We start from the raw sequence: 26357 nt of genomic DNA on the forward strand, positions 1-26357 counted from the left end.
ACGTCAATGACCGCATTCATCATTCTTGCCGTTGCCGCGCTGCTGATTTCCGCGACGGTCCTGGTCCACTACGAGGCATTGCGCATGACCGGGCGGTTGATCCGCCATCTGCCGATCCGCCCGCGACAACGTGTTCTGGTCGTCATCTTCGCGTGCTTCGCCGCGCATCTCGTCGAGATCATCCTCTATGCCGCCGCGATCGCGGCGCTGCATCAAAGCGCGCGTTTTGGCGGGATCGAGGGTCAGGCCACGGCGACGGCGCTCGACTTCTTCTATTTCTCGATCACCAGCTTCACCACCCTTGGTATCGGGGATGTCTATCCCGAGGGACCGCTCAGGATCCTCGCCGGCATCGAATCCCTCAACGGGTTTCTGCTTATCACATGGTCTGCATCGTTCACCTATCTCGTCATGCGGCGCCACTGGCACCCGGATCTGGATGACTAGCGGCCGCGCTCGCCCGCATTGACGGGACCACGGCGCAAACCCCACCGCCCCGCGCCGTCTGTCCGGACTGCGTCCTACCGTTTTCATCTTTCTCCAAATACTCCCGCCGGAGGCGCGTCACACATCAGCGCGCGGTCGGGCGACTGGCGCAGAGATCAGTCCCGCCGGGCCGGGTCCCGACCTCGGGCGCCGCGGATGTCGCCCCTTGTCGGGTCGGCACCTAATTGCTATCTCGAAAGTATCCGTTGGGGTGCCCGATCACGGGGCTGAGAGGCAACAGGCCAACCCATCGAACCTGATCCGGGTCACACCGGCGTAGGGAACGGAGCCTTGTCTGCCAACCGGCGCAGCACCTTCGTTCCCGATAACGAGAGAGGAACGCAGGATGGCGACAACAGCGCTGACGATTGCAGGCTCCGACAGTGGCGGTGGCGCAGGCATTCAGGCCGACCTCAAGACATTCTCGGCGCTTGGTGTCTACGGGGCCAGCGTGATCACCGCCGTCACGGCGCAGAATACCGTTGCGGTGACCGACGTACACCCGATCCCCGAGGCCAGCGTCGCCGCGCAAATCGCGGTGGTGCTGGATGACATCCGGATCGACGCGATCAAGATCGGCATGCTGGGTGATGCCAGCCTGATCGAGACGGTTGCGCGGGCGCTTGCCGACCATGCCGGCCCCGTGGTGATCGACCCGGTCATGGTCGCGAAATCCGGGGCCCGGCTGCTGCCCGACAGCGCGCGTGCCGCGCTTTTGACACATCTGGTGCCACGCGCCGACCTGTTGACACCGAACCTGCCAGAGGCGGCGGCGCTTCTCGGGCTGCCCGAAGCGCGCAGCAACGCCGACATGCAGGATCACGGCGCGCGACTGCGCGACATGGGCGCGCGCGCGGTGCTGATGAAAGGCGGCCACGGCAAGGGCGAGACCTGCACCGACTGGCTGATCGGCGACGAGGCGATCCGCTTCGACGCACCCCGTATCGCCACGCGCAACACCCACGGCACGGGCTGTTCCTATTCCTCGGCCATCGCGGCGGGGCTTGCGAAGGGGCATACCCTGACGCAGGCGGTCGAGCGCGCGCATGGCTGGCTGCACGCGGCGATCCGGGCCGCAGATCGGCTACAGATTGGCGAGGGGCACGGACCGGTGCATCACTTTCACGAGGTCTGGACATGACGGCACATGTCACAATTCGCGGCGCAGGCGTCGTGGGGCTGTGCGTGGCGACCGAGCTGATGGCGCGCGGCGTGTCCGTCACCCTGCGCGACCCCAACCCGCTGCCCGGCCCCCATGCCTGTTCATGGTGGGCGGGCGGCATGCTCGCGCCCGAATGCGAAGGCGCCACCGCAGAGGAACCCGTGGTGCGGCTGGGGCGCGAGGCCGCCGATTGGTGGGCCGCACGCGGCGTGGCGGTGCAACGCCAGGGCTCGCTCGTGATCACACTGGGGCGCGACCGGCGAGAGCTTGACCAGTTCGCGCGTCGCACCACCGGGCACCGGCTGGTCACCGGCGACGATCTGACGGCATTGGAGCCGCATGTCGCCGACCGGCACGACCGCGCGCTGTGGTTCGAGACCGAGGCGCATATCGACCCGCGCGGGGCGCTTGCGCATCTGCGCCGGACGCTGGAAGCGGACGGTGCGCGTTTCGAGCAAAGCGATGAGGCCCCCGACGGCCCGGTGATCGATTGCCGCGGCCTTGCGGCGCAGGACGCCCTGCCCGATCTGCGCGGCGTCAAGGGCGAGATGGTCGTGCTGCGCAGCCGAGACGTGACCCTCACACGGCCGGTACGCCTGCTGCATCCGCGCTTTCCGCTCTATATCGTGCCGCGTGGCGACGGCATCTTCATGCTGGGCGCCACCCAGATCGAAAGCGGAGAGCGTGGCCGCGCCTCGGCCCGCTCGGTGATGGAGCTTCTGTCGGCGGCCTACGCCCTGCATCCGGCCTTCGGCGAGGCCGAGGTGGTGGAAATCGGTGCGGATGCCCGCCCCGCCTTTCCCGACAACCTGCCGCGCATCACGCGGCAAGACGACACGCTGCATGTCAACGGCCTCTTTCGTCACGGTTTCCTGCTGTCGCCCTCAGTGGCGCGGCAGGTGGCGGGGCTGGTGCTGGGCGACAATCAAAGACCGGAGATGTACCATGAAGATCACGCTTAACGGCACAAGGCACGAGACCGGCGCGGACAGCCTCGCGGCCCTTCTCGACGAGATGGGCTACGGCGACGTCAAGGTTGCCACGGCCGTCAACGAGGAATTCGTGCCGGCCGCGAACCGCGCCGACCACCGCTTGGCGGATGGCGACCGGATCGAGATCGTCACGCCACGCCAAGGGGGCTGACATGCCAACGTATTACGACACCGAAGTCGCCTCGCGGCTGATGCTGGGCACGGCGCAATACCCCTCGCCGGCGATTCTCGCCGAGGCGTTCAGACGTTCCGGCGCCGGGATCGCCACGGTGTCTGTGCGGCGCGAGGCCGGGTCAGAGCGCGCCGGCCAGGCGTTCTGGGATCTGATCCGCGATCTGGGCGTGCATGTGCTGCCCAACACTGCCGGCTGCCATTCGGTGCGCGAAGCGGTGACAACCGCGCAGATGGCGCGCGAACTATTCGATACCGACTGGATCAAGCTTGAGGTGATCGGCCACGCCGACACGCTTCAGCCCGATCCGTTCGGTCTGGTCGAGGCCGCGCGCATCCTGACCGATGAAGGCTTCAAGGTGTTTCCCTATTGCACCGAGGATCTGGTGATCTGCGAGCGGCTGGTCGAGGCGGGGTGCCAAGTGCTGATGCCATGGGGCGCGCCGATCGGCACCGGTCTGGGGCTTAACAACATCTACGGGCTGCGCACCCTGCGCGCGCATTTCCCCGATCTGCCGCTGGTCGTCGATGCCGGACTGGGCGTGCCCTCGCAGGCGGCCCACGCGATGGAGCTGGGGTATGACGCAGTGCTCTTGAATACCGCCGTTGCCAAGGCGGGAGATCCGGCGGCGATGGCCGACGGCTTTGCCCGCGCGCTGGAGGCTGGGCGCATGGGGTTCGAGGCCGATCCGATGATGCCGCGCGACATGGCCGCACCATCGACGCCGGTGCTGGGGCAGGCGTTCTCATGACGGATCTGCCGCGCTTCTACCCGATCTTCGATTCCGCCGACTGGCTGCGGCGCACGCTGCCGCTTGGCGTGAAACTGGCGCAGCTTCGGATCAAGGAACTGTCCGGCGACGCGCTGCGCGCCGAGATCGCGGACGCACAGGCGCTGTGCCGCGCGCAAGGTGCCATCCTCGTGGTCAACGATCACTGGCAGGTGGCGGTCGATGCAGGCTGCGATTGGGTGCATCTGGGACAAGAGGATCTCGATGACGCTGACATTCCGGCCATCCGCCGCGCCGGGCTGCGGCTGGGGATCAGCACCCATGACCATGCAGAGCTTGATCGCGCGCTGCAGCACGCCCCCGATTACGTCGCGCTCGGCCCGGTCTATCCGACCATCCTGAAAAAGATGAAATGGCACGAGCAAGGGCTCGACAAGGTGACCGAATGGAGGAGGCTGATCGGCGATATCCCCCTCGTCGCGATCGGCGGCATGTCGGTGGAGCGCGCGCCGGGCGCATTTGAAGCCGGCGCCGATATCGTCGCGGCGGTCACCGACATCACGCTGAACGACGACCCCGAGGGCCGCGTCCGGCAATGGATAGGGGCCACGGGATGAGCCGCTACGCCCGCCAGATTGCCCTGCCCCAGTTCGGCGAGGTCGCCCAAGGCAGGCTGACAGCCGCGCATCTGCTGGTCGTCGGCGCCGGCGGGCTGGCAGCGCCGGTGCTGCAATACCTCGTGGGCGCGGGCGTCGGTCGGATCACGCTGATGGATGGCGACCGCGTAAGCCTCACGAACCTGCACCGCCAGACGCTGTTCCGCATGGACGATATCGGCCGGCCCAAGGCCGAGGCGGCGGCGCGCCACATGGCCGAGTTGAACCCCGATTGCACCGTCACGGCGGTGCCCGAACCGCTCGACCCGGCGAACGCGCCGGATCACGTTGCCTCCGCCGATCTCGTGCTGGATTGCGCCGACAGTTTCGCGGCAAGCTACGTGGCCTCGGACACCTGCCTGGCGGCGGGCACCCCGCTGATCAGCGCCTCGGTGGTCGGCATGTCGGGCTATTGCGGCGGGTTCTGCGGTGGGGCGCCGTCCTTGCGCGCGGTCTTCCCCGACCTGCCCGAGCGCGCGGGCAGCTGCGCCGCCGACGGCGTTCTGGGGCCGTCGGTCGGCGTGGTCGGCAGCCTTCAGGCGCAGATGGCGATAGCCGTCCTGACCGGGATAGCACCGTCGCCGCTGGGGCAACTGGTCACGTTCGAGGCCACCGGTCACCGCTTTGGCGGGTTCCGCTTCGACGCGGCACCGGAACCCGGTGGCGGCTTTGCCTTCATCGCGCCGCAACAAGCCCGCCCCGATGACTGGCTGGTCGATCTGCGCACGGCGGACGAGGACGGGCCGGCCCTGCCGCGGGCCAGCCGCCGAACCGTGACCGATTTCGACCACCCCGACACCCGCCCCGAGGGGGCGCGCGCCGTGCTCGCCTGCCGCACCGGGCTGCGATCGTGGCAGGCGGCGACGCGGCTGCGCAGCACCTGGGACGGAGACATTGCCCTGATCGCCCTGGGCGATCTTCATGAAGGAGACTGACAGATGCGCTATCTTTCGCTGATCCTCGCGCTGCTGGCCGGACCGGCCATGGCCCAGGACAAGATGACCCTGATCCTGGACTGGTTCATCAACCCCGATCACGGGCCGATCATCCTGGCCGAGGAGCTGGGCTATTTCGAAGAGGCCGGGCTGGAGGTCGAGGTGGTCGCCCCCGCCGACCCCTCGGACCCGCCCAAGATGGTCGCCGCCGGGCAGGCGGACCTGGCCATTGCCTATCAGCCGCAACTGCATCTGCAGATCGAGAACGGGCTGCCCCTGCGTCGGGTCGGCACGCTGATCGCCACGCCACTCAACTGCCTGCTGGTGCTCGAGGACGGGCCAGTGAAATCCACCGCCGATCTCGAGGGCCGCAAGGTCGGGTTTTCCGTCTCGGGCGTCGAGGAAGTGCTCTTGTCCGCGATCCTCGGCCAGCACGACCTGACGCTCGACGATATCGAACTGGTCAGCGTCAACTGGTCGCTGTCGCCCTCGCTGATGTCGGGGCAGGTGGATGCGGTGATCGGGGCCTACCGCAACTTCGAGCTGAACCAGATGCAGATCGAGGGTGTGCCGGGCCGCTGCTTCTACATCGAGGAAGAGGGCGTGCCCGCCTATGACGAGCTGATCTACGTCGCCAATCCCGACCGCATGGATGCGGACATGCTGCGCCGTTTTCTGCACGCGACCGAGCGCGCCACGCAATACATCCTGAACCATCCGCAAGACTCGTGGGAGATATTCGCGGGCACCTCGCGCGAGTTGCAGGACGAGCTGAACGAAAAAGCCTGGGTCGACACCTGGCCGCGTTTCGCGACCCGGCCCGCAGCCCTTGATCACGCCCGTTACACCCGGTTCGAGCAGTTTCTGCTGGACGCCGGCATGATCGAGGACCACACGCCCGTCTCGGGCCTTGCCATGGATCTGAACGCCCAATGATACATGAGTACGGCACGACCTTTCCCCGTCTGCGCGATGCGGCTGGGCCGGTCTGGACGAAGTACACGCATCACGCTTTCGTCGAGGGGCTGCGCGAGGGGTCACTGCCGCGAAAGGCGTTCCTCGGCTATCTGGTACAGGATTACGTCTTTCTTGTGCATTTCGCGCGGGCCTGGGCGCTGGCGGTGACCAAATCGGACGCGCTGGAGGAAATGCGCGCCTGTGCGGCCACCGTCGATGCGCTGGTCAATCAGGAACTCAGCCTGCATGTGCAGACCTGCGCCGGTGAGGGGCTGAGCGAGGCCGATCTCTATCATGCCGAAGAGCATCCGGCGAACCTTGCCTATACGCGCTATGTGCTCGATGCCGGGCATGCGGGGGATTTCCTCGACCTGCTGGCGGCGCTCGCGCCCTGCGTGATGGGCTACGGCGAGATCGGCGTGCGGCTGGCTGCGGATGCGACGCCCGATCACCCCTATGCCGACTGGATAGGCACCTATGCCGGCGACGACTACCAGCAGGTGTGCCGCGACGCAGGTAAACTGTTCGACGGGGCCATGGCGCGTCGCCTCGGAGACACCCCAGAGGCAACCCCCGGCTGGGACCGCCTGTGCCACCGGTTCACCACCGCCACGCGGCTGGAGGTCGGGTTCTGGGACATGGGGCTGTCTTTCGGGCGCTAGTGGCCTTGAGCGGACGTTGAGAGTATAGCCTGCGCGGGAACAAGCCCGAAGGGCGCCGCGCATCGCCGGGCCGCCCCCCGGCACGGCGACGCGCGGCTCGTCACAAGATCTCCAACGACCGCTCCAAGCCATAACCGGCAGCGCCCCTCCGGGCACCTTGTCTCGGATGTCGAACGCGCACCCCTTGCCCCCTCGGGCCCCGCCGCGTAAATAGCGCATCAAACCCGAACATGGAGCGTCGCGATGCTGGACCTCACCTATGAAGCGCCCAAACCACGCGTCATCGCGGGCGCGAAACACGACTGGGAACTGGTGATCGGCATGGAGGTGCACGCGCAGGTCACCTCGAACGCCAAGCTGTTTTCGGGCGCCTCCACCCGCTTCGGGGCCGAGCCCAACTCCAACGTCTCCTTCGTCGACGCCGCGATGCCCGGTATGCTGCCCGTGATCAACGAGTTCTGCGTCGAACAGGCGGTGCGCACCGGGCTGGGCCTGAACGCGCAGATCAACCTGTGGTCGGCGTTTGATCGCAAGAACTACTTCTATCCGGACCTGCCGCAGGGCTACCAGATCAGCCAGCTATACCATCCATTGGTGGGCGAGGGCGAGATCCTTGTCGACATGGAACCAGGCATCGCCCGCAACGTCCGGATCGAGCGGATCCACATGGAACAGGATGCCGGCAAATCCATTCACGACATGGACCCGACCGCGTCCTTCGTCGATCTCAACCGCACCGGTGTCTGCCTGATGGAGATCGTCAGCCGTCCCGACATCCGCGGCCCGGAAGAGGCCGCGGCCTATATCACCAAGCTGCGCCAGATCTTGCGCTACCTTGGCACCTGCGACGGCAACATGCAGAACGGCAGCCTGCGCGCTGACGTCAACGTCTCGGTCTGTCGGCCGGGCCAGTACGAGAAATACCAGGAAACGCAGGATTTCAGCCATCTCGGCACGCGCTGCGAGATCAAGAACATGAACTCGATGCGGTTCATCCAGATGGCAATAGATCACGAGGCGCGTCGCCAGATCGCCATCGTGGAATCGGGCGGCGCGGTGGTGCAGGAAACCCGCCTTTACGATCCCGACAAGAACGAGACGCGGTCGATGCGCAACAAGGAAGAGGCGCATGATTACCGCTACTTCCCCGATCCCGACCTGCTGCCGCTGGAGATCGAGCAGGGCTGGGTAGATGCCATCAAGGCCACGCTGCCGGAATTGCCCGACGCCAAGAAGGCGCGCTTCGTGCTGGATTTCGGGCTGAACGAATACGACGCCTCGGTGCTCACGGCCGATCTCGCCAATGCAGCCTATTTCGAGGCCGTCGCGGCCGAGGCGGGCGACGGCAAGCTCGCCGCGAACTGGGTCATCAACGAGCTGTTCGGCCGCCTCAAGAAAGAGGACCACACGATCGAGGACAGCCCCGTCAGTCCTGCGCAACTGGCCGGCATCGTGCGGCTGATCAAATCTGACGCCATCTCTGGCAAGATCGCCAAGGACCTCTTCGAGATCGTCTATACCGAAGGCGGCGACCCCGAGCAGATCGTCGAGGCGCGCGGCATGAAACAGGTCACCGATACCGGCGCGATCGAATCCGCGGTGGACGAGATCATTGCCGCCAACCCCGCGCAGGTGGAAAAGGCGCAAGCCAACCCCAAGCTGGCGGGCTGGTTCGTCGGGCAGGTGATGAAGGCCACGGGGGGCAAGGCCAACCCCAAGGCCGTGAACGAGATCGTCTCGGCCAAGCTGGGGCTGTGACCCCCTCCGATCTATTGCTTTGAAAGCCATCCCGAATTCCCTACGCTCTGATGAACGGGCGGTGAGAGAATCAGGGAGGGCTTCATGGGCTGGATGACCGACGAGACCGGGCTGGAGCGGTGCGAGGCGAATTTCGTGCCGCTGACGCCGCTGTCGTTTCTCAAACGTGCAGCGCATGTCTACCCGGATCGCGAGGCGCTGGTCTATCACGGGTTCCGCAAGACCTATGCCGAATACCACGACCGTGTCACGCGGCTGGCCTCGGCGCTTGTCAAGCTCGGCGTCGCACCGGGCGAGGTCGTCTCGACCCTGCTGCCCAACCTGCCCGCCCATGCCGAGGCGCATTTCGGGGTGCCGGCGGCGGGCGCGGTTCTCAACACGATCAACACGCGGCTCGAGGCCGACACAATCGCCTACATCCTCGATCACGGCGAGGCGAAGGTGGTGCTGTGCGATCCGCAATTCCTGCCGACGCTGGTGCAGGCGACCGAGTTGATGGAGCGGGCGCCGCCGACGATCATCGAGGTGGCCGATGACGAGGCCGGGGTGCACGCGCACGGGCATTACATGGAATACGAGGAACTGCTGGCCACCGGCGATGCGGATTTCGCGTGGATCATGCCGCAGGACGAATGGGAAAGCCTTGCGCTGAACTACACCTCGGGCACCACCGGCAAGCCCAAGGGCGTGGTCTGCCATCATCGCGGCACGTACCTGATGACCATGGGCACGGTCGTCAGTTGGCAATTGCCGCGTTATGCGCGCTACCTGACCATCGTGCCGCTGTTCCACTGCAACAACTGGAACCATGTCTGGCTGATGCCGATGCTGGGGGCCACGGTGGTGGGCTGTCGCGACATCACCGCCAAGGCGATCTACGACGCCATCGCCGACGAGGGGGTCACGCATTTCGGCGCGGCGCCCATCGTGCTCAACACCATCGTCAATGCCAAGCCCGAGGAACGGCGCGAATTCGATCACGTGGTGGACGTGTTCACCGCCGGCGCCCCGCCCCCCGCCGCGACGCTGGCCGCGATCGAGCCCCTCGGCTTTCAGGTGACGCAGGTCTACGGGCTGACCGAAACCTACGGCCATGTCACCGAGTGCCTGTGGCAGGAACGCTGGAACGATCTGAAGGACGACGACCGCTACGCCATCAAGGCACGCACCGGGATCGCCATGCCGATGATGGAGGATATCACGGCGATGGATCCAGAGACCATGCGACAGACCCCGATGGACGGCAAGACGCAAGGCGAGATCATGATCCGCGGCAACGCGGTGATGAAGGGGTACTTCAAGAATCCCAAGGCGACGAAAGAGGCCTTTGCGGGCGGGTATTTCCATTCGGGCGATATCGCGATCCAGCATCCCGACGGCTATCTGCAGATCGCCGACCGGGCCAAGGACATCATCATCTCGGGCGGCGAGAATATCAGTTCGGTCGAGATCGAGGGCGTGATGATGCGCCACCCCTCGGTGCTGCTATGTGCGGTGGTCGCCAAGCCCGACCCGAAATGGGGCGAGGTGCCTTGCGCCTTTGTCGAATTGAAGGACGGCGCCACGGAAACCGAGGAGGCCCTGATCGCGTTCGCGCGCGAGAAACTCGCAGGATTCAAGACACCCAAGGCGGTGGTGTTTCAGGACCTGCCCAAGACCTCGACGGGCAAGATCCAGAAATTCGAGTTGCGACAGGTCGCCCGGTCGCTCTGAGCCGGACGTACCGACCGACCGATTGACGGGATAGTCCCAGCCGCGCATCGGCGGGCCGCGGTGCGGCGATCCCGCGTCAGGGCTGCAGCGCTTTATGGCAGCCAAATCCGAAAAAGACCCGAGCGGCGTGCAGGGTGCAGCCAAATCGCCGTGCCGTGGGGGCGGCCCGGCGATGCGCGGCGGCGTGCAAGCACGCCTTGGTTCCGCACATGAGTACCAGGTTCAGCTGGTCCGCGAACAGCCATCACCCGGCCCCACGACCATGACCCTTGCCGATCAGCCCTTCTTCAGCACCCGCTGGCCCAGCAGTTCGGCGATCTGCACGGCGTTCAGCGCGGCCCCCTTGCGCAGGTTGTCGCTGACGCACCACAGGTTGATGCCGTTATCGATCGTGGAATCCTGCCGGATGCGGCTGATGAAGGTCGCGAAGTCTCCGACGCATTCGATCGGCGTGACGTAGCCGCCATCCTCGCGCTTGTCGATCACCATGATCCCCGGTGCCTCGCGCAGGATGTCGCGCGCCTCGGCCTCGTCGAGATGATCCTCGAACTCGATATTGATCGCCTCGCCATGGCCGACGAAGACCGGAACGCGCACGCAGGTCGCAGTCACCTTGATCGACGCATCGACGATCTTCTTGGTTTCGGCAACCATCTTCCATTCTTCCTTGGTCGATCCGTCCTCGAGGAAGCCATCGATATGCGGGATCACGTTGAACGCGATCTGCTTGGGATAGACCTTGGCCTGATAGTCGTCGGTGGGGTTGTAGACAGACTTGGTCTGGTCCCACAGCTCGTCGATCCCCTCCTTGCCCGAGCCGGAAACCGACTGGTAGGTCGAGACCACTACGCGCTTGATCCGGGCCCGGTCATGCAGCGGCTTCAGCGCCACGACCATCTGCGCGGTCGAGCAGTTGGGATTGGCGATGATGTTCTTCTTGGAATAGCCCAAGACCGCGTCGGCATTCACTTCGGGGACGATCAGCGGCACGTCGGGATCGTAGCGATACAGCGACGAATTGTCGATCACCACGCAGCCCGCCTTGGCGGCCTTGGGCGCGTAGGTCTTGGTCGCGTCCGATCCGATGGCGAACAGCGCGATGTCCCAGCCGGTGAAATCGAACGTGTCGAGGTCCTGGGTCTTGAGGGTGCGGTCGCCAAAGCTGATCTCGGTGCCAAGGCTGCGGCGCGAGGCCAGCGCCGCGATCTCGTCCACAGGGAACTCGCGCTCGGCGAGGATGTTCAGCATTTCGCGGCCCACGTTGCCGGTCGCACCGACGACGGCGATTTTGTAACCCATGTGTATCATGCCTCCTGATCGGGGTTTGCGACGCGGGTCATACAGCGATTGCGGGCGATGCGAAAGGGGCCACCGGTCAGGCCATGCTGTCGTGACTGAACAGATAGATCACCAGTCCGGCCAGAAGGGCAAAGCCGAACAGCGCGAAGATCGCGGTGTAGCCGGCCAGCGGCCCCGCCTGTGCCGCCGTCGCATGCACCGGACCAGAGACGAACTGCGCCACGCCCACCCCGCCGATCCCGAAGAGGTTGAGCAGCGTGACACCACGCCCCGCCAGATGGGCGGGAAAGAACGCCTTTCCATGTGCGATGATCACCGGGAACGACGCCCCCGAAAAACCGATCACCGCCAGCAGAACGACAGAGAGGACAAGGCTTTTATCCGGCCAGATCATCAAGGTCAGCGTCGCCGTCGCACAGGTCAGGCTGCCCGTGAAGATGATCCATTTGCGGGTCTGAAAGATCCGGTCGAGCGGGCCATAGGTCAACGTTCCGGCAATCATCGCCAGCCCCATGACCAGTGTCGCCTGTCCCACCTGCGACGTGTTCAATGCGTAGACATCCAGCAGGTACGGCCCCGCCCAAAGCCCGCGCAACGCCGCACCCGGCGCATACGCCACGAACATCAGCGGCAGGATCGCCCAAAGCGCCGGCATCTTCAGCAGGTCGAGGATCGATCCGGGCGCTTCGCCGATCACCCGGCCGGGATCACGTACCAGAAGATAAATCCCCGCCGCGACGATGGCCGACAGGCTTGACAGCCCCCAAAGCGCCGCGCGCCAGCCCATCGTCTCGGCCGCGAAGGCCATCGGCCACGCTGCCACGAGATTGCCCACCGACCCGACGCCCAGCATCAACGCGGCAAGCGTCGCGAACCGCGCCGGCGGGAACTGAAGCGCGAAGATGTAATAGGACGCCATCAGAACCGGCGCACAGCCCACCCCGATCAGCGCCATCGCGGCTTTGACGTGCAGCGGCGTGGTGGCCAACGCAAACAGCGCCGCCCCGCCACCCCCGCCGACCAGCAGCAGCATGGCGGCGGTGCGACGTGGCCCGAACCGGTCCAGCGCCCATCCCACCGGCAGTTGCATCACCGCGAACGCGATGAACCACAGACCCGACGCAAATGCGAGATCATCCGGCGTCATCCTGATATCATCCGCCAGCGGACCGCTTAGAACGGCCAGAAAGGCGCGGAAAAACTGGCTCAGGACATAGGCAAGGCAGAGCAGGGCGAGACCGGCGCGCATGCGGGAACTTCCTTGATGCGGTCAGGCCACGCCGCGCGCGATCAGCACATCGACATGCGCCGCCGTGCTGTCGGCGAGCGCGTCAAGATCGTAGCCCCCTTCGAGGCTGCTCACCAGCCGCCCCTCGCACAGCTCGTCGGCCAGATCGCACAGCCGCTCCGTGACCCAGACGAAATCGTCGGTCTCAAGCATCAGGTCTGCCAGCGGGTCGTTGCTGTGCGCGTCGAACCCTGCGGAGACGAGGATCAGCTCTGGCCGGAACGCGCGGACACGCGGAAGGATCGTCTCTTCATAGGCACGACGGAACTCCGCACTGCCCGAACGCGGGGCCAGCGGCACGTTCAGGATCGTGCCATGCGGTCCGGTTTCGTGCGCCCCGCCGGTGCCGGGCCAGAGCGGGGATTGATGCGTTGATGCAAAAAGCGCCCGCGGCTCGTCCTCGAGCAGGTCCTGCGTGCCATTGCCGTGATGCACGTCGAAATCGACGACCGCGACACGGTCCAGACCATGATGGTCCAGCGCATATTTCGCCGCCGCGGCCACGGTCCCGAAAAGGCAGAACCCCATCGTGGTCTCCCGTTCGGCATGATGCCCCGGCGGGCGCATGGCGACATGCGCGTTGCGTACCTCGCCGCTCAGGACCAGATCGACGGCCCGCAACGCACCGCCAACGGCCCGGTGTGCGGCCGCAAGCGTACCGGGAGACATCCATGTATCCGCGTCGAGCGACACGAAGCCGGACTCGGGTGCGGCGTCACGGATGGCGTCGATATGGGTCTTTGGATGCACCCGCAGCAAATCGTCCTCGGCCGCCAGCGGGGCCTCCATGCGCATCAGATCCTTGCCGTCGAGCGCGGCCAGAACACGCTCCAGCCGGGCTATCTGTTCGGGGTGGCCCGGTGGCGTTTCGTGCGCGAGGCAGGCATCATGGGTAATGAGGGCGGTGGTCATGCGGCTCCTTTCAGGTCTCGTGACAGAGAACCCGGAATTCAAAGGATTGTCCAGCGCCCGCTCAGCCCTGTTGCATGGCCTGTTCGGTCTGCTGCGCAAGCGTGATGCCGGCCTGGCTCATGGTAAGATAGGTGTGATCGGCCCCGGCCTCTCGAATCTGCGCCTCGTGCGATTCATGCAGGGCATGCGCAACGATCGGCCCGGAAAAGCCACGCTGCCGCAACGAACGTGCGGCGATCAGCTTGGCTTCGAGATCATCCATCGCAAGGATCGCCGCCTTGATGCCGTCGAAATTGCAACTGCGCCAGAAATTGCTGTCCTCTGCATCGGCGAACACGACATTGCGCCCGGCCTTGGTGTGGGCCTCGGCCTTGTACTTGTCCGCGTCAAGGCCAATGGGTTTCAGCCCCTGCTCCGTGACATGCGTGTAGGCCGCGCTGCCGGTTCGCCCCATCCCGAAGATCAGGACGTCGGCATCGCCCATGTCCTTGGGTTGTTCATCGGGATGGATCGTGTCGCGCTCGTACCGGCGCAACCCGGCCTCGAACCGCTCGTAAAGGGGATGCGCAAAGCGGTTGAGCGGGGCCGAAATCACGAACGAGATCGACACGGCGATTGCCAGCGGTACAAGAAAGTCCGGCAGCACGCCTGCCGCCACGATCAGCCCGAATTCCGAGTAGGCCGTCAGGCTGAGCGCGGACAGAAACGCGCTGCGGGCGCGCAGCTTGAACGTCACCAGAAGCGCGAAGAACAGCGCCCCCTTGAGCGCCAGCGCGATCCCGACGGCCACGGCAAAGACCAGCGCGCCCCAATCCGGCAGACCGGTCAAGCCGATCTGCAGGAAAAAGCCCACAAGAAAGATCTCCTTGAGCGACCAGAGCGACGCCCCCAGTTCCTTGGCCCGGACGTGGGTCGACAGCAGAACCCCCATCACCAGTGCGCCGATCTCCGACGACAGCCCCATCGCCTCGAAGCCCATGCCGCCGATGACCAGCGACAAAAGCATGCCCATCAGCACCAGCAACTCGTCATGGCCCGCCAGGTCCAGCAGCCGGTGCAGAAGCGGCCGCAGAAGCGGCACGGCAAAGACCAGCAGCGCCCAGATATTCGGCGTCTGGCCCGACCAGATCGCAAGAACCACAAGCGCGATGATGTCCTGCACGATCAGGATGCCGATGGCGGTACGACCGTGAAAGGCGCCAAGCTCGCGCTTGGCTTCCAGCAATTTCGCGGCCAGCACGGTCGACGAGAACGACAGCGCGATCGCGACCAGCAGCGCCGTGTTCCAGTCAAGCCCCATGAGAAGTTTCAAACCGGGCATGAACACCAGCACCGAGATGGCGAAATGCAACAGCGCCCCGCCAATCACCTGCGGCTGCGCGATCTGGTTGAGCTTGAGCTTCAGCCCGACGGTAAACAGCAGCAGCAGAACACCGAGATGCGCGATATGATCAAGCGCCTCGCCACTATAGACCGGAAGACCCAGCAGGGGGCCGAATATGTTGATTGCGAAACCCGCGGCCAGAAAACCGACAAGCGGCGGCAGCCCGAACGGGCGCACGGCAATACCGAAAAGAAATGCGAAACTGATGGTAATGACTTCGAACAACGCACACGACTCCAACGGATCTCGGGGCAGTCAGGGCGTCATTGACCGGCCTCGTCCGGCAGGCACACGTTCGGATGGCGCCGATCCCCCTGACCGTGCGGGGTAGAGTGGCCGAGGAACGCCGTTGCGACAAGCCTCAATGTCGCGTTTTTTATCAAGGTCGGACCGGAAGGCTGAAAGTGTGACGCCGTCGCGTTTGTTTGTCTGACCCTCGCGTCGGTCTGCACATGTCCATGCGCCCTTTTGCCGACGGCGATCGTCATCCATCCGGCTTTCTTCCCGTGCCGCACCTGTCCAGACGCGGACTTGATACGCGATGATGCGTGCTGTATCGCATCACATCACGCTTTCGGAGGAACAAGGTCCCGATCATGCTGCGCGTCAATGAACCCTCCGGCCTAAGCCATGCCGACAGCCTGCTATTCGGCGCGGCCTACGCCACCCTGCTCTTCACGATACTCTATTACGTCACCGGGCTGCACGACGCATTCAGCGCAGGTTTCGCGATCGAGGACGGTCCGGTGGAATGGGCCACGGCGATGTGCCTGTTGCTCTCGTCGCTGGTTCTCGCGCACAACGCCGTCTCGCTCTGGTCCAGGCGAGGGGCCCGCGCCGGCGTGATCACGGCGATCTACGCCCTCGCGTTCTTCTTTGCCGCGGGCGAGGAGATCTCGTGGGGCTTTCGCCTTTTCAACTGGGAAGCAGGCGAATTCTTCCGAGAGCATAACACCCAGCAGGAAACCAACCTGCACAACCTCGTGCTCGGGGACGTGAAACTGGTCAAGACGGTGTTCGGCAGCGGCCTGACGGTCGTCATCATGCTGTATCTCATCGTTCTGCCGCTGGTCTACCGCCATGTCGCGCCGATCGGGCGGATCGCGGACTGGCTGGTCGTGCCCGTTGCCGATACGCGCCATGTCCTTCTCACCGTGGCCGCCAGCCTTGTGATGCTGTCCGTCGACATGCGTTTCAAATGGGAACCCTACGAATTCATCTTCAGTCTGCTGACGCTGTCGATCTTTCTGCGCCCACGCAACGCGACATCGGTCACCTGACCACCAGCCCCGAGGCGAACGCCGCAAGGCGTGCGCCGAGATATCCTGTGCGCCGCAGGCGCGCCTTTCTGATAGACCCTGTCGGCCGCGGCACGACTGGCCGCCACCATGCAGGTGGATAACGGGCCGTCGTGACGGCGGTCCGTGCTGTCAGATGATCTCGTCCTCGTCGTCCAGCGGGGCCGCGTCCAGATGCGCGCTGATGCCTTCGGCGGCGGCTTCGGCGCGGGATGTCTCTGCCACATGAAACAGGGCGTCGCCCTCGTAGACGACCGGCATGTTCGTGCGCCCGATGACGATACCGCTCTGCTCGGCGACGACATCGCTTTCGACATCCCCGAACGCGTTGGCAACCGCGCCCAGGACCGTACCCGGCTGCACCGGGTCACCGACCGCGATATAGCCACGAAAAAGCCCGCCGCGCGGCGCCCGGTACCAGGTGGAGCTGCGCGCCCGCACCGGCTTGACCCTGTTGCGCGGCACGCCCTTGGCCCCGATCATTCCAAGATGCCGCATGACACGCAGCAGACCCGATACCCCGGCCCGCGCCGCGAACTCGTCGAATCGCAGGCCCTCGCCCGCCTCGTAGAGCAGCACATCGACACCGGCCGCTTCGGCCGCCATGCGCAGCGATCCTTCGCGCAGCTTCGACTCCATCATCACCGGCGCCCCGAAGGCCAGCCCCAACTCCTCCAGCCGGTCATTGTCGGGTGTCAGCCGGATCTGCGGCAGGTTGGTGCGATTGATCGCGGCCGAATGCAGATCCACCCCGACATCGGCGCGCATCACCACCTCCTGCATGAAGATATGCGCGAGTTGCGAGGCCATGGACCCCGCGCTCAGGCCCGGAAACACGCGGTTGAGATCGCGCCTGTCCGGCAGGTAGCGCGAATGGTTGAGAAACCCGAAGGTGTTTACGATCGGCACCGCCAGCAGCGTCCCCGCCATGGTCTTCAGCGCGCCCGACCGCAACAGCCTGCGCACGATCTCGACCCCGATCACCTCGTCGCCGTGGATGGCCGCCGAAACGAACAGGACCGGCCCCGGCCGCTTGCCATGCACCACCTCGACCGACAGGTGCACCGGCGTGTGATTGGACAAGGTGCTGACCGGGATATCGACCCGCGCGCGCGTGCCGGGGGCCACCGTGGTGCCGCCGATCTCGAAGGGTTTGCGCTTGGCCATCGTGCTCCGTTCCGTCCTGTTTGCCGCCCGACCGGCTTAGGCAATCCATGCCGCCCTGTCCATGCCTTGGCGGCTTGATGTCGGGGCCGATCTCCGGCTAAGGCAAACGTGCCACAAGGAAAGCCGCGCATGCCGTCTGTCGCGCCCGCCATCTGCCCGGTCTGCCGGGATCCCGCGCCTGCCACCTTCGGTGTGTTCGACGGTCTTGGGTATTGGCGCTGCGGAGCGTGTCAGGCGCGCGGGATGAACCCCGCGCATCATCCACAGGCCGCCGACGAAAAGGCCGAATATGACCAGCACGAAAACAATGTGGACGACCCCGGCTACCGGCGCTTCCTGTCCAGGCTCGCCGATGCGCTGCGCCCGCATCTTGCACCGGGGGCGCAGGGTCTGGATTACGGCTGCGGTCCCGGACCGGCACTGGCGGCGATGCTGCGCGAGGCCGGGCACGATATGGCGGTTTACGATCCGTTCTACCAGCCGGACACGGATGCGTTGCACAAGCGCTACGACTTCGTCACCTGCACCGAGGTTATCGAGCATTTCCACCGCCCCGCCGCGGAATTCGACCGGCTTGGCGCGCTGTTGCGCCCCGGCGGATGGCTGGGGGTGACGACCTGCTTTCAGACCGATGACGCGCGGTTTGCGGGCTGGCACTACCGCAAGGACCCCACGCATGTGGTGTTCTATCGCGCCGTAACGCTGGAACACGTGGCTGCCACGCGCGGCTGGTCCTGCCGCATTCCGCGCAAGGACGTGGCCCTGATGCAGGTGCCCGGCCCATGACCACCGCGCTGCACGAGGAACGCTTGGCGGCCGTGATCCGCGCGGTCAACGAGACCGGCGCACAGACGGTCCTCGACCTCGGCTGCGGCACCGGCGACCTGATCCTGCGGCTTGCGATGCTGCCCCGGATCACGCGGATCACCGGGATAGATAGCGATCTGGCCTCCTTGCGCCTTTTGCGGGCAAGGTTGGCGGATCTGCCCGCCGACGCCCGCGCGCGGGTGCAGATCGCCCATGCCTCGATGACGCGCACGCATCCCAGCCTGCGCGGCTACGACTGTGCCTGCCTCGTCGAGACGATAGAGCATCTGCCGCCCGGCGATCTCAACCGGCTGGAGCGCGCGCTATTCGCCGACATGCGGCCGCAGCATATCATCGTGACCACGCCGAATGCCGACTATAACCCGGTGCTCGGTGTGCCGCCGCACCGCTTTCGCCACCCCGATCACCATTTCGAGTGGTCGCGCGACCGCTTCGGCCGGTGGGCCGACGGCGTGGCGGCGCGGGGCGGCTACAGCGTGACGCGACGCGACGTGGCGGGAACACATCCCGCACTTGGCGGGGCCAGCCAGATGGCGATCTTCCAGCGATCGGGTCAGGCCCCGTAGCGCCGCACGAAGTTGCGCAGGATCTTTTCCGGCGCGTGCACATCGGCGGCCCGGCACATGGCGATCAGGTCGTCGGCGGTCTCGGGCGGGAAATAGCCGCGATGACGGTAGATGCGGATCCGCGTCTCGAACCCCGCCGCGTCGGCCTCGGGGTGGAACTGCGTGGCGTAGACGTTCCGCCCGAAGCGCACCATCTGATAAGGGCAGGTGGGCGAGGCGACGAGGTGCACACAGCCCGCCGGCAGCGCCTGCAACGCCTCCTTGTGGCCCACGAAGGCGGCAAAGTCGCGCGGCACGTCGCGCAAAAGGGGATCATCCGAACCGGCCTTGGTCAGGGTGCAATCGGCGGTGCCGACAGGCTCGGCATGGGCGCGCTTGTCGACATCGCCGCCCAGATGCTTGCCGAGGATCCCGATCCCGTAGCAACAGCCAAGAAACGGCACGTCCTCGCCGGTGATCCGCGGCATAAGCGACAGCACCTCTGCCTCGATCCGCGCCTCTTGCGGGGTCTTGGCAGGGGCCGCGTCGCTGACGCAGCCGGGACCGCCCCCGACGATCACGCCCGCGACATCGGCAAGGTCCAGACCCTCCGGCAGGCCCTGCTGATCCAGTCGGATGCGGCGGGTCTGCGCCTCGGTCAGCCCGCCCTTGCGCAAGATCGCGGCGAACTCGTCATCGGCGGCCTCGTCTTCGGGACGCAGTTGCAGGATCAGGAACGGCTTTGGCATGGGGCGACCTTTCGGGGCTGGATCGTCGGTGCCCGCTCTTGTGCGCCGCGTCAAGCCGACAGCGCCGCCATCTTGACGCGCGGCACCAGAGGGATAGGGTGCGCCGACCAATGTTCGAGAATGTTCCATGACCCACAACATGCCGTCATCGCCCACGCGACAGCGGGCCTGATACACCTTGGCCCGCTCGCTCAGCCTTGCGGCCTATATGGCGTATGCGCGACGGGCCGGGTCGCCCCCTGCACCGCCCGAGACGCCCCGTCCCGACGGCCCGGTGATCTGGGCGCATGACGCGGATGCCCGGCGGACCGATACGCTGATCGAGCTGAGCAAACGACTGACACAGCAACGACCGGATCTGCACATGATCCTGACAGCCCCCCCGCGCGCGCCGCAGCGCATGACGCCCGGCGGGCCGGTCATCTTGCAGGACTTGCCAGACGACACCGGGGCGGCGGCAGCGGTCTTTCTGGACCACTGGCGCCCGGATATCTGCCTGTGGACGGGTGGAGACCTGAAACCGGCGCTGCTCGTCACCGCGGCGACCCGGAATATCCCGCTATACCTGGTCGACGCGGATGAGACATCCTTTGATCGTCCGGTCTGGCGGTGGTTTCCCGCGCTGCCCGGCGCCGTGCTGGGCCGCTTTGTCGAGATCCACGCCCGAAGCGACGCGGCCGCACGGCACCTGCGCCGCCTCGGTGCGCCGGACCGGATCGTGCATGTCGCGGGGCCGCTGCAGGAAGGGGCCCTGACACTGCCATACGACACGTCCGACCGCGAGGAAATGGCGCGGGTCCTGCGCGGGCGGCCGGTCTGGCTGGCCGCGATGGTGCAGACCGGGGAATTGGACACGGTCCTCGCGGCGCACGAGCAGATGAGCCGTGTGGCGCACAGGTCTCTTCTGATGCTGGTGCCGGATGATCCGGCCGACAGCCATGCCTTCGAGGCGCATCTGACCGGGGCACGCTGGCGCTACGTCACGTGGTCCAAGGGCGAGCTGCCCGGCGAGGCGACACAGGTGGTTCTGGCCGATACCCGTGGCGAGATGGGGCTGTGGTACCGGCTGGCCCCGGTCACCTTCATGGGGTCATCGCTGGTCTCCGGCCATCACGGCCGCAATCCGAACGAGCCTGCTGCACACGGGTCCGCCATCATCCACGGACCGAACGTCGCGCGCTATCTGGACCGCTACGCCCGCTACACCGAGGCGGGCGCGGCGCGCCTCGTGCGAGATGCCGGAACGCTGGCGGGGGCGGTGCAATCCCTGATGCCGCCCGATCAATCCGCCCTCATGGCGCAGGCGGCGTGGGATGTGGCGTCGAAGGGCGCGGCGGTCACGGATCGCATCGTGGACATGCTTCTCGACCGGCTCGATCAACAGGCGGCGGCACGATGAGACCCCCCGGCTTCTGGTTCACACCACCCGAGACACCCGGTCTTCGGGCGCGGCTTCTCTCGCCGCTTGGCTGGGTCTATGGACAGGCCACCGCGCGGCGCATGGCGCGCGGGACCGGATGGCGCGCACCGGTCCCGGTGATCTGCGTGGGCAACCTCAACGCCGGGGGGACCGGCAAGACGCCCACGGTGCAGGCCCTTGTCGAGCATCTGCAGACGCGCGGGGTCACGCCCGCGATCCTGTCGCGCGGGCATGGTGGGCAGCTTGACGGGCCTGTTGCGGTTGATCCGCGACAGCACACGGCGGGCGACGTCGGGGACGAGCCGCTTTTGGCCGCAGCCTTTGCGCCGACATGGGTGGCGCGCGACCGCGAAAAAGGCGCGCGCGTCATGCTCGGGACCGCGACGGATGCGGGCCAGAGGATCGATTGCATCGTGATGGATGACGGGTTCCAGAACCCGGGACTTGTCAAGGATCTGTCCCTGATCGTGGTGGACGCCGTCAAGGGCTTCGGCAATGGCCGCTGCATCCCGGCCGGCCCGTTGCGCGAACCCGTGGCGCAGGGTATGGCACGCGCTGACCTGCTGGTGTCGATCGGGCCAACCGTCGCGCAAGACGCCTTTCGGGCGACCTGGGGCGACACAATACCCATCCCCAGGCTTGAGGGCCGCATGGAGCCGTTACAGACCGGGATGGACTGGCACGGCGCGCGCGTTCTGGCATTTGCCGGGATCGGTCATCCGGAAAAGTTTTTCGCCACGCTCAAGGCGCTCGGGGCCGACCTGGTACGGGCCGAGGCCCTCGACGATCACCAGCCGCTGACCGAGTCGCTGATGACCCGTCTGGACCGCGAGGCGACACTGCTTGGCGCGCAACTGGTCACGACCGAAAAGGACGCGGTGCGTCTGCCCTACGCGTTCCGGCGGCAGGTCGTGACCTTGCCGGTCCGGCTGCGGATAAGGGAGTGGGGGGCACTCGACGCGGCGCTCGACCAGATCGGGCTGTAACGGGCGGGGGCCGGGGAAGACCGCCCCCGACACAATTCACTCGTCCAGTTCCTCGTCGATGATCGCCTTGAGATCGTCATAGGCCATGTTGGCATATTTCTGGTCGTTCACGATCAATGTGGGTGTCGAGTTGACCTCGTCGGCCTCGGCGTTTTGCTGATACCATGCAACAAGCGCCTTGGCCTTTTCGTCATCGCTCAGACAGGCCTCCAGCGCGTCGGGTTCCAGCCCCGCCACCTTGCCGATTCGGCGCAGGTTTTCAGCAATCTCCGTCGGCTCGCCCTGTGTCCAGTCACGCTGTTGCGCATAAATCATGTCGGCGATCCCAAAGAACTTTTCCTCGCCGCCGCAGCGCGCGACCATCGACGCCCAGAGGCCGAACCTGTCGAAATAGACGTCACGGTAGATGAACCGCACCTTGCCGCTGTCGATGTAATCCGACTTGAGCTGCTTGAAGGGGCCCGCGTGAAAGGTCGCGCAATGCGGACAGGTGAACGAGGCGTATTCGATCAGGGTCACCGGCGCATCCTCGGGGCCCATCGTCATCTCGGTAACCTGGGATGTGTCCGGCGAGTCGGTCTGCTGTGCCGTCACGGGGCCTGTCAGCATGGCAAGGGCAAGCACCCCGGTTGCGATCAATCGTTTCATCATCTCACCTTTTCAGTTCTGGACCATCAGCGTCGTGATCTGGTCAATACGTTGCACGCCAGCGATTCCAGCGCGGACCGCAATCCGTCATCGGCCACGGGAGCAGCCATTTCAGCAGCGGCACGGGTTGTCTCGGGGGCGGGTGTGATCGGCGTTTTCGACGGCGTTGCGGGTCGGTGATCGAAATTCACCTGACCTTCGGCAAAGCCGGTCGAGGCCGTTTGCGTGATCCGGATGCGCGCGATGGCGTTGTAGCCGTAGACCGCATTCACCTTTTCGCGCAGCTTTTCCTTCTGCATTTCCAGCATAGGCGCCTGTGCGCCGGTGGTCAGCAATGTCAGCGTCGCGCCCATGCCTTTGCGTGCGTAGGACACTTCGACCGGACGCGCGATCGCGGCGATGTCCGCGCCGGCGATCTCGGGCCAATGGGTTAGCAGGCGCGACTGTGCAAAGCCCCGGCTTTCCGAGGCACGACGCACGCTGGATTGCACCAATGCCGACGTGCGCTTGAACCCGTATGTCGTCGAGTGTCGACCGGCCATGCTTGGCACCCTCCCATTGCCGCCTAACTTATGGCATGTGACGGCGGATGCCAGACCAGATTGAGCGTGGATCATAAACTATGCGTTATCGTGCCGATGCGGAGGACCTTCTGGGATGGTACGACACCCATGCGCGCAGCCTGCCCTGGCGTGTGGGCCCGGACGCCCGCGCGGCCGGCCTGCGCCCCGACCCCTACCGCGTCTGGCTAAGCGAGGTGATGCTGCAGCAGACGACCGTCGCGGCCGTGCGCAGCTATTTCGAGCGGTTCACGACGCTCTGGCCGACGGTTGCCGATCTCGCCGCCGCACCCGATGCAGAGGTGATGGGCGAATGGGCGGGTCTTGGATACTATGCGCGGGCGCGCAACCTGCTGAAATGCGCGCGGGTGGTGACCGACGACCATGGCGGTGTCTTCCCGCAGACCCGCGGGGCGCTGATGGACCTGCCCGGCATCGGCCCCTATACCGCCGCCGCGATCGCCGCCATCGCGTTCGACCGCCCCGAGGTGGTGGTGGATGGCAATGTCGAGCGCGTGATGGCCCGGCTGTTCGACATCCACACCCCCTTGCCCGCGGCCAAGCCGGAACTGACGCGCGCAGCCGCGCATCTGACCCCCGAGGACCGGCCCGGCGACTACGCGCAGGCGGTGATGGATCTGGGCGCGACAATCTGCACGCCAAGATCGCCCGCCTGCGGGATCTGCCCGTGGATGGACATCTGCGCCGCGCGGGCGGCCGGTACGGCCCCCGATCTGCCCCGCAAGACCCCGAAGAAGGCCAAGCCCGTGCGCTTTGGGTATGCCTATGTCGCGCGCCGGTCCGATGGCGCCTACCTGCTGGAGGAACGGCCCGCAAAGGGTCTGTTGGGCGGCATGCTGGGATGGCCGGGCAGCGCGTGGGACGACGACCCCGCGCCCGCCCCGCCCCTTGCGGCCGACTGGGACATGATCGACGCCGAGGCGCGGCACACCTTCACGCATTTCCACCTGCGGCTGCGCGTGCTGGTGGCGGACGTTCCCCTTGACGCGTCATCGGACACCGGGGCATTTCGCGATCCCGGCAGCTTTCGCCCCGCACATCTGCCGACCCTGATGCGAAAGGTGTTTGACCTCGCGCAGGGTGCGTTCGAAAATGACTGAAACCACTGTCAAAGGACCGACCATGATCCCCTCAAGCCGGGTCGCCCGATTGCACCGTGCCTTGCCCTTCTGGCTGTCCTTGCTGCTTGTGCCTGTCGCGGTTGCGGGCGCGGTGATCGGCGGTTGGTCGGTACTCCTGCTGCCTGTCGTGACATGGTACCTGTTTTCGATCCTCGACGCGCTTCTGGGGCTTTACACCGAGAATGCCGACCCCGAAACGCCCGAGCATCAGCTGAGCTGGTACAAGGCGATCACGGTGATCTGGGTGCCGGTGCAGTTCGGGCTTCTCTACTGGATGATCTGGTACGTGACCGGCCCCGGAGATGCGCATCTGTCAGCCCTGGAAACCATCGTGCTGTTCTTCGGCGTCGGCGCGATCACCGGCACGGTCGGGATCAATTACAGCCATGAGCTGATGCACCGGCGCAACCGGGTCGAGCGGTTCCTCGGCGACGTCCTGCTGGCCATGGTGCTCTATTCGCATTTCCGGTCCGAGCACCTGCAGGTGCATCATCGCCATGTCGGCACGCCGGGCGACCCCGTGACGGCGCGGTACAACGAGGGGTTTCACCGTTTTTTCCCGCGCGTGCTGAAACAGTCGCTTGTGTCGGCCTTCCGCGCCGAGACGGCCATGCTGGCACGCAAGGGGCGCCCATGGCACGATTCCGCCAATCCGTTCTTCCGCTATTGGGCATTACAGGCGATCATGCTGGGTCTGGCCGTGCTGGCCGGCGGCTGGATCGGTCTGGGGCTGTTCCTGTGGCAGGCCATTGTCGCGATCTGGCAGCTGGAGCTTGTGAATTACATAGAGCATTACGGGCTGACACGCGCGCATCTGGGCGGCGGCAAGTACGAGCATGTGAAACCGCGCCATAGCTGGAACGCGGCGCACAGGGCCTCCAATTGGCTGCTGATCAACCTGCAACGGCATTCGGACCATCATTACAAGCCCGATCGGCGATTTCCACTATTGCAGACCTATACCGAGGCCGAGGCTCCGCAATTGCCTTATGGCTATCCGCTCATGACCATGGCGGCGATGGTGCCGCCGCTCTGGCGACGGGTGATGAATTCGCGCGTGCGGCGCTGGCGCCGGAGATATTATCCCGAGGTGGCGGACTGGACACCCTACAATACGGCAAGCAATCCCCAGCCGCGTTAAGCTGCCTGATCCGCCAGATGCCCCGTTTTCACGTAAATCAGGCAACCGTCATCCGAAAACGGCGCGTGTTCCGACAGATGCGGGTTCCGGATCCACGTGCCCGCGGGGTAGTCGCCATTCTCATCCTGAAAGGTGCCGCTGATCACGAAGATCTCTTCGCCGCCATTATGTCTGTGCGTGCCCAACCGGGTGCCGGGCGCCCATCTGACCAGCGCCACGTTCTCGTTCACGGCGCTGTGCAGCGGTAGCACCTCTAGCCCCGCAACCTGGCCGGGCCGAAACGTGGCACGGTTGGTGTCGATATGGAACTGGTCCGTATCCGACGGGTCGAACTGGTGCAGCTTGACGAGGATCGTGCAGCCGTTTCTCGTGTGGGGCTTGTGGCGCGTTCCGATCGGATTGCGGACATAGGTGCCGGCCGGGTAGTCGCCCGATTCGTCGGAAAAGACGCCGTCCAGCACGAGATATTCCTCGCCGCCGCCATGGGTGTGCGCATCGAACCATGAATCCGGCGCGAAGCGCACGATTGTGGTGGCCCGCGCCACCTCGTCCCCCACACGGTCAAGCATCATGCGATCCACACCGCCCGCCGGGGACTGGACCCAGTCGTAATCCTCGGGGCGGATGACGACCCGTTTCGAGAAATCGGCATTGATATGCATCACGGATCTCCTTGTCTGACACCTGGCAGAGATAGGCATACGCTAGGCCGGGTCAATGAACCCACAAAAAACCCCCGCAAGCCAAGGCTGCGGGGGCATGATTGC

General features: G+C 65.6%; 27 protein-coding genes and 1 riboswitch. Of the genes, 18 read left to right on the plus strand and 9 right to left on the minus strand.

All coding sequences use genetic code 11. The features are described 5' to 3' along the window. Positions 1 to 6: 6 nt before the first annotated feature. From ACROSR_RS02585 to ACROSR_RS02635, 11 genes are all read left to right on the plus strand, one after another. The gene (locus tag ACROSR_RS02585; protein WP_432682201.1) at positions 7 to 447 is read left to right on the plus strand and encodes an ion channel; all 441 of its coding nucleotides are present in this window, start codon (positions 7 to 9) and stop codon (positions 445 to 447) included. Positions 448 to 683: 236 nt separating this feature from the next. Next, positions 684 to 786, plus strand: a riboswitch (TPP riboswitch). A gap of 46 nt (positions 787 to 832) precedes the next feature. Beyond that, the gene (thiD, locus tag ACROSR_RS02590) at positions 833 to 1627 is read left to right on the plus strand and encodes a bifunctional hydroxymethylpyrimidine kinase/phosphomethylpyrimidine kinase (protein WP_432682202.1); all 795 of its coding nucleotides are present in this window, start codon (positions 833 to 835) and stop codon (positions 1625 to 1627) included. After that, the gene (locus tag ACROSR_RS02595) at positions 1624 to 2610 is read left to right on the plus strand and encodes an FAD-dependent oxidoreductase (protein WP_432682203.1); all 987 of its coding nucleotides are present in this window, start codon (positions 1624 to 1626) and stop codon (positions 2608 to 2610) included. Before thiD ends, ACROSR_RS02595 begins: the two co-directional genes overlap by 4 nt. Continuing rightward, positions 2594 to 2791: a sulfur carrier protein ThiS gene (gene thiS, locus ACROSR_RS02600; RefSeq protein ID WP_432682204.1), complete on the plus strand. Its 198-nt coding sequence runs from the start codon at positions 2594 to 2596 to the stop codon at positions 2789 to 2791. Before ACROSR_RS02595 ends, thiS begins: the two co-directional genes overlap by 17 nt. A gap of 1 nt (position 2792) precedes the next feature. Beyond that, positions 2793 to 3563 (plus strand): thiazole synthase, encoded by a 771-nt coding sequence (locus ACROSR_RS02605; protein ID WP_432682205.1) that lies wholly within the window; start codon positions 2793 to 2795, stop codon positions 3561 to 3563. Next, the gene (locus tag ACROSR_RS02610) at positions 3560 to 4159 is read left to right on the plus strand and encodes a thiamine phosphate synthase (protein WP_432682206.1); all 600 of its coding nucleotides are present in this window, start codon (positions 3560 to 3562) and stop codon (positions 4157 to 4159) included. Before ACROSR_RS02605 ends, ACROSR_RS02610 begins: the two co-directional genes overlap by 4 nt. Continuing rightward, complete coding sequence (locus ACROSR_RS02615) at positions 4156 to 5133, plus strand: ThiF family adenylyltransferase (protein WP_432682207.1); 978 nt, start codon at positions 4156 to 4158, stop codon at positions 5131 to 5133. Before ACROSR_RS02610 ends, ACROSR_RS02615 begins: the two co-directional genes overlap by 4 nt. A 3-nt stretch (positions 5134 to 5136) precedes the next feature. Beyond that, the gene (locus ACROSR_RS02620) at positions 5137 to 6069 is read left to right on the plus strand and encodes an ABC transporter substrate-binding protein (protein ID WP_432682208.1); all 933 of its coding nucleotides are present in this window, start codon (positions 5137 to 5139) and stop codon (positions 6067 to 6069) included. Continuing rightward, positions 6066 to 6752, plus strand: coding sequence for a thiaminase II (gene tenA, locus ACROSR_RS02625; protein ID WP_432682209.1), 687 nt, complete (start codon positions 6066 to 6068; stop codon positions 6750 to 6752). Before ACROSR_RS02620 ends, tenA begins: the two co-directional genes overlap by 4 nt. A 243-nt stretch (positions 6753 to 6995) precedes the next feature. After that, positions 6996 to 8510 carry an Asp-tRNA(Asn)/Glu-tRNA(Gln) amidotransferase subunit GatB gene (gatB, locus tag ACROSR_RS02630; RefSeq protein WP_432682210.1) on the plus strand — a complete coding sequence of 505 codons (1515 nt, stop codon included), beginning with the start codon at positions 6996 to 6998 and terminating at the stop codon, positions 8508 to 8510. A gap of 84 nt (positions 8511 to 8594) precedes the next feature. Beyond that, positions 8595 to 10223: an AMP-binding protein gene (locus ACROSR_RS02635; RefSeq protein WP_432682211.1), complete on the plus strand. Its 1629-nt coding sequence runs from the start codon at positions 8595 to 8597 to the stop codon at positions 10221 to 10223. Positions 10224 to 10499: 276 nt separating this feature from the next. Here ACROSR_RS02635 and ACROSR_RS02640 read toward each other — a convergent pair whose 3' ends face one another. The 4 genes from ACROSR_RS02640 to ACROSR_RS02655 form a co-directional block, all read right to left on the minus strand. Beyond that, complete coding sequence (locus ACROSR_RS02640; protein ID WP_432682212.1) at positions 10500 to 11522, minus strand: aspartate-semialdehyde dehydrogenase; 1023 nt, start codon at positions 11520 to 11522, stop codon at positions 10500 to 10502. A gap of 76 nt (positions 11523 to 11598) precedes the next feature. Further along, on the minus strand, positions 11599 to 12771 hold the full coding sequence (locus tag ACROSR_RS02645; RefSeq protein ID WP_432682213.1) for an MFS transporter: 1173 nt from the start codon (positions 12769 to 12771) through the stop codon (positions 11599 to 11601). Positions 12772 to 12792: 21 nt separating this feature from the next. Next, positions 12793 to 13722, minus strand: a complete 930-nt coding sequence (locus ACROSR_RS02650) for a histone deacetylase family protein (protein WP_432682214.1) — start codon at positions 13720 to 13722, stop codon at positions 12793 to 12795. A 61-nt stretch (positions 13723 to 13783) separates the two neighbouring features. Continuing rightward, positions 13784 to 15331 (minus strand): cation:proton antiporter domain-containing protein, encoded by a 1548-nt coding sequence (locus ACROSR_RS02655; RefSeq protein ID WP_432682215.1) that lies wholly within the window; start codon positions 15329 to 15331, stop codon positions 13784 to 13786. 371 nt (positions 15332 to 15702) lie between these two features. Between ACROSR_RS02655 and ACROSR_RS02660 the strand changes: the two genes are divergently transcribed. Continuing rightward, positions 15703 to 16386 (plus strand): hypothetical protein, encoded by a 684-nt coding sequence (locus ACROSR_RS02660; RefSeq protein ID WP_432682216.1) that lies wholly within the window; start codon positions 15703 to 15705, stop codon positions 16384 to 16386. 150 nt (positions 16387 to 16536) lie between these two features. Here ACROSR_RS02660 and ACROSR_RS02665 read toward each other — a convergent pair whose 3' ends face one another. Further along, positions 16537 to 17571 carry a succinylglutamate desuccinylase/aspartoacylase family protein gene (locus ACROSR_RS02665; protein WP_432682217.1) on the minus strand — a complete coding sequence of 345 codons (1035 nt, stop codon included), beginning with the start codon at positions 17569 to 17571 and terminating at the stop codon, positions 16537 to 16539. Between the two features lie 129 nt (positions 17572 to 17700). Between ACROSR_RS02665 and ACROSR_RS02670 the strand changes: the two genes are divergently transcribed. Together ACROSR_RS02670 and ACROSR_RS02675 are read left to right on the plus strand one after the other, a co-directional pair. After that, a complete protein-coding gene (locus tag ACROSR_RS02670) occupies positions 17701 to 18357 on the plus strand; it encodes a class I SAM-dependent methyltransferase (protein ID WP_432682218.1) in 657 nt (218 codons plus the stop codon). Beyond that, positions 18354 to 18965, plus strand: coding sequence for a methyltransferase domain-containing protein (locus ACROSR_RS02675; protein WP_432682219.1), 612 nt, complete (start codon positions 18354 to 18356; stop codon positions 18963 to 18965). Before ACROSR_RS02670 ends, ACROSR_RS02675 begins: the two co-directional genes overlap by 4 nt. On the opposite strand, the gene ACROSR_RS02680 is transcribed toward ACROSR_RS02675, so the two are convergent. Then, positions 18953 to 19693: a glutamine amidotransferase gene (locus ACROSR_RS02680; RefSeq protein WP_432682220.1), complete on the minus strand. Its 741-nt coding sequence runs from the start codon at positions 19691 to 19693 to the stop codon at positions 18953 to 18955. The genes ACROSR_RS02675 and ACROSR_RS02680 overlap by 13 nt on opposite strands. Before the next feature lie 178 nt (positions 19694 to 19871). Between ACROSR_RS02680 and ACROSR_RS02685 the strand changes: the two genes are divergently transcribed. Then, positions 19872 to 21092: a 3-deoxy-D-manno-octulosonic acid transferase gene (locus ACROSR_RS02685; protein WP_432682221.1), complete on the plus strand. Its 1221-nt coding sequence runs from the start codon at positions 19872 to 19874 to the stop codon at positions 21090 to 21092. Beyond that, entirely contained in the window at positions 21089 to 22099 is a 1011-nt protein-coding gene (gene lpxK, locus ACROSR_RS02690) for a tetraacyldisaccharide 4'-kinase (RefSeq protein ID WP_432682222.1), read from the plus strand. Before ACROSR_RS02685 ends, lpxK begins: the two co-directional genes overlap by 4 nt. Positions 22100 to 22135: 36 nt before the next feature. Here the strand turns inward: lpxK and ACROSR_RS02695 are convergent, their stop codons facing one another. Further along, complete coding sequence (locus ACROSR_RS02695) at positions 22136 to 22747, minus strand: DsbA family protein (protein ID WP_432682223.1); 612 nt, start codon at positions 22745 to 22747, stop codon at positions 22136 to 22138. A 26-nt stretch (positions 22748 to 22773) separates the two neighbouring features. Continuing rightward, complete coding sequence (locus tag ACROSR_RS02700; RefSeq protein ID WP_432682224.1) at positions 22774 to 23289, minus strand: DUF721 domain-containing protein; 516 nt, start codon at positions 23287 to 23289, stop codon at positions 22774 to 22776. Positions 23290 to 23369: 80 nt separating this feature from the next. Here ACROSR_RS02700 and mutY point away from each other — a divergent pair, with 80 nt between their 5' ends. After that, the gene (mutY, locus tag ACROSR_RS02705; protein ID WP_432682225.1) at positions 23370 to 24428 is read left to right on the plus strand and encodes an A/G-specific adenine glycosylase; all 1059 of its coding nucleotides are present in this window, start codon (positions 23370 to 23372) and stop codon (positions 24426 to 24428) included. A gap of 22 nt (positions 24429 to 24450) precedes the next feature. Beyond that, positions 24451 to 25590, plus strand: coding sequence for an alkane 1-monooxygenase (locus ACROSR_RS02710; RefSeq protein WP_432682226.1), 1140 nt, complete (start codon positions 24451 to 24453; stop codon positions 25588 to 25590). Here the strand turns inward: ACROSR_RS02710 and ACROSR_RS02715 are convergent. Then, positions 25587 to 26252: a cupin domain-containing protein gene (locus ACROSR_RS02715; protein WP_432682227.1), complete on the minus strand. Its 666-nt coding sequence runs from the start codon at positions 26250 to 26252 to the stop codon at positions 25587 to 25589. The genes ACROSR_RS02710 and ACROSR_RS02715 overlap by 4 nt on opposite strands. Positions 26253 to 26357: the final 105 nt, after the last annotated feature.

The organism is Roseovarius tibetensis (assembly GCF_050896375.1).
Taxonomy (GTDB): Bacteria; Pseudomonadota; Alphaproteobacteria; order Rhodobacterales; family Rhodobacteraceae; genus Roseovarius; species Roseovarius tibetensis.

Excerpts from the sequence above, each read along its gene's own strand:
- ACROSR_RS02595 (WP_432682203.1), top strand. The coding sequence starts at position 1,624 with ATGACGGCACATGTCACAATTCGCGGCGCAGGCGTCGTGGGGCTGTGC.
- thiD (WP_432682202.1), top strand. The coding sequence starts at position 833 with ATGGCGACAACAGCGCTGACGATTGCAGGCTCCGACAGTGGCGGTGGC.
- ACROSR_RS02695 (WP_432682223.1), bottom strand. The coding sequence starts at position 22,747 with ATGAAACGATTGATCGCAACCGGGGTGCTTGCCCTTGCCATGCTGACA.
- ACROSR_RS02620 (WP_432682208.1), top strand. The coding sequence starts at position 5,137 with ATGCGCTATCTTTCGCTGATCCTCGCGCTGCTGGCCGGACCGGCCATG.
- tenA (WP_432682209.1), top strand. The coding sequence starts at position 6,066 with ATGATACATGAGTACGGCACGACCTTTCCCCGTCTGCGCGATGCGGCT.
- ACROSR_RS02645 (WP_432682213.1), bottom strand. The coding sequence starts at position 12,771 with ATGCGCGCCGGTCTCGCCCTGCTCTGCCTTGCCTATGTCCTGAGCCAG.
- gatB (WP_432682210.1), top strand. The coding sequence starts at position 6,996 with ATGCTGGACCTCACCTATGAAGCGCCCAAACCACGCGTCATCGCGGGC.
- thiS (WP_432682204.1), top strand. The coding sequence starts at position 2,594 with ATGAAGATCACGCTTAACGGCACAAGGCACGAGACCGGCGCGGACAGC.
- ACROSR_RS02665 (WP_432682217.1), bottom strand. The coding sequence starts at position 17,571 with ATGGCCAAGCGCAAACCCTTCGAGATCGGCGGCACCACGGTGGCCCCC.
- ACROSR_RS02675 (WP_432682219.1), top strand. The coding sequence starts at position 18,354 with ATGACCACCGCGCTGCACGAGGAACGCTTGGCGGCCGTGATCCGCGCG.
- ACROSR_RS02585 (WP_432682201.1), top strand. The coding sequence starts at position 7 with ATGACCGCATTCATCATTCTTGCCGTTGCCGCGCTGCTGATTTCCGCG.
- ACROSR_RS02635 (WP_432682211.1), top strand. The coding sequence starts at position 8,595 with ATGGGCTGGATGACCGACGAGACCGGGCTGGAGCGGTGCGAGGCGAAT.
- ACROSR_RS02710 (WP_432682226.1), top strand. The coding sequence starts at position 24,451 with ATGATCCCCTCAAGCCGGGTCGCCCGATTGCACCGTGCCTTGCCCTTC.
- ACROSR_RS02605 (WP_432682205.1), top strand. The coding sequence starts at position 2,793 with ATGCCAACGTATTACGACACCGAAGTCGCCTCGCGGCTGATGCTGGGC.
- mutY (WP_432682225.1), top strand. The coding sequence starts at position 23,370 with ATGCGTTATCGTGCCGATGCGGAGGACCTTCTGGGATGGTACGACACC.
- lpxK (WP_432682222.1), top strand. The coding sequence starts at position 21,089 with ATGAGACCCCCCGGCTTCTGGTTCACACCACCCGAGACACCCGGTCTT.
- ACROSR_RS02660 (WP_432682216.1), top strand. The coding sequence starts at position 15,703 with ATGCTGCGCGTCAATGAACCCTCCGGCCTAAGCCATGCCGACAGCCTG.
- ACROSR_RS02700 (WP_432682224.1), bottom strand. The coding sequence starts at position 23,289 with ATGGCCGGTCGACACTCGACGACATACGGGTTCAAGCGCACGTCGGCA.
- ACROSR_RS02615 (WP_432682207.1), top strand. The coding sequence starts at position 4,156 with ATGAGCCGCTACGCCCGCCAGATTGCCCTGCCCCAGTTCGGCGAGGTC.
- ACROSR_RS02670 (WP_432682218.1), top strand. The coding sequence starts at position 17,701 with ATGCCGTCTGTCGCGCCCGCCATCTGCCCGGTCTGCCGGGATCCCGCG.
- ACROSR_RS02640 (WP_432682212.1), bottom strand. The coding sequence starts at position 11,522 with ATGGGTTACAAAATCGCCGTCGTCGGTGCGACCGGCAACGTGGGCCGC.
- ACROSR_RS02650 (WP_432682214.1), bottom strand. The coding sequence starts at position 13,722 with ATGACCACCGCCCTCATTACCCATGATGCCTGCCTCGCGCACGAAACG.
- ACROSR_RS02610 (WP_432682206.1), top strand. The coding sequence starts at position 3,560 with ATGACGGATCTGCCGCGCTTCTACCCGATCTTCGATTCCGCCGACTGG.
- ACROSR_RS02715 (WP_432682227.1), bottom strand. The coding sequence starts at position 26,252 with ATGCATATCAATGCCGATTTCTCGAAACGGGTCGTCATCCGCCCCGAG.
- ACROSR_RS02680 (WP_432682220.1), bottom strand. The coding sequence starts at position 19,693 with ATGCCAAAGCCGTTCCTGATCCTGCAACTGCGTCCCGAAGACGAGGCC.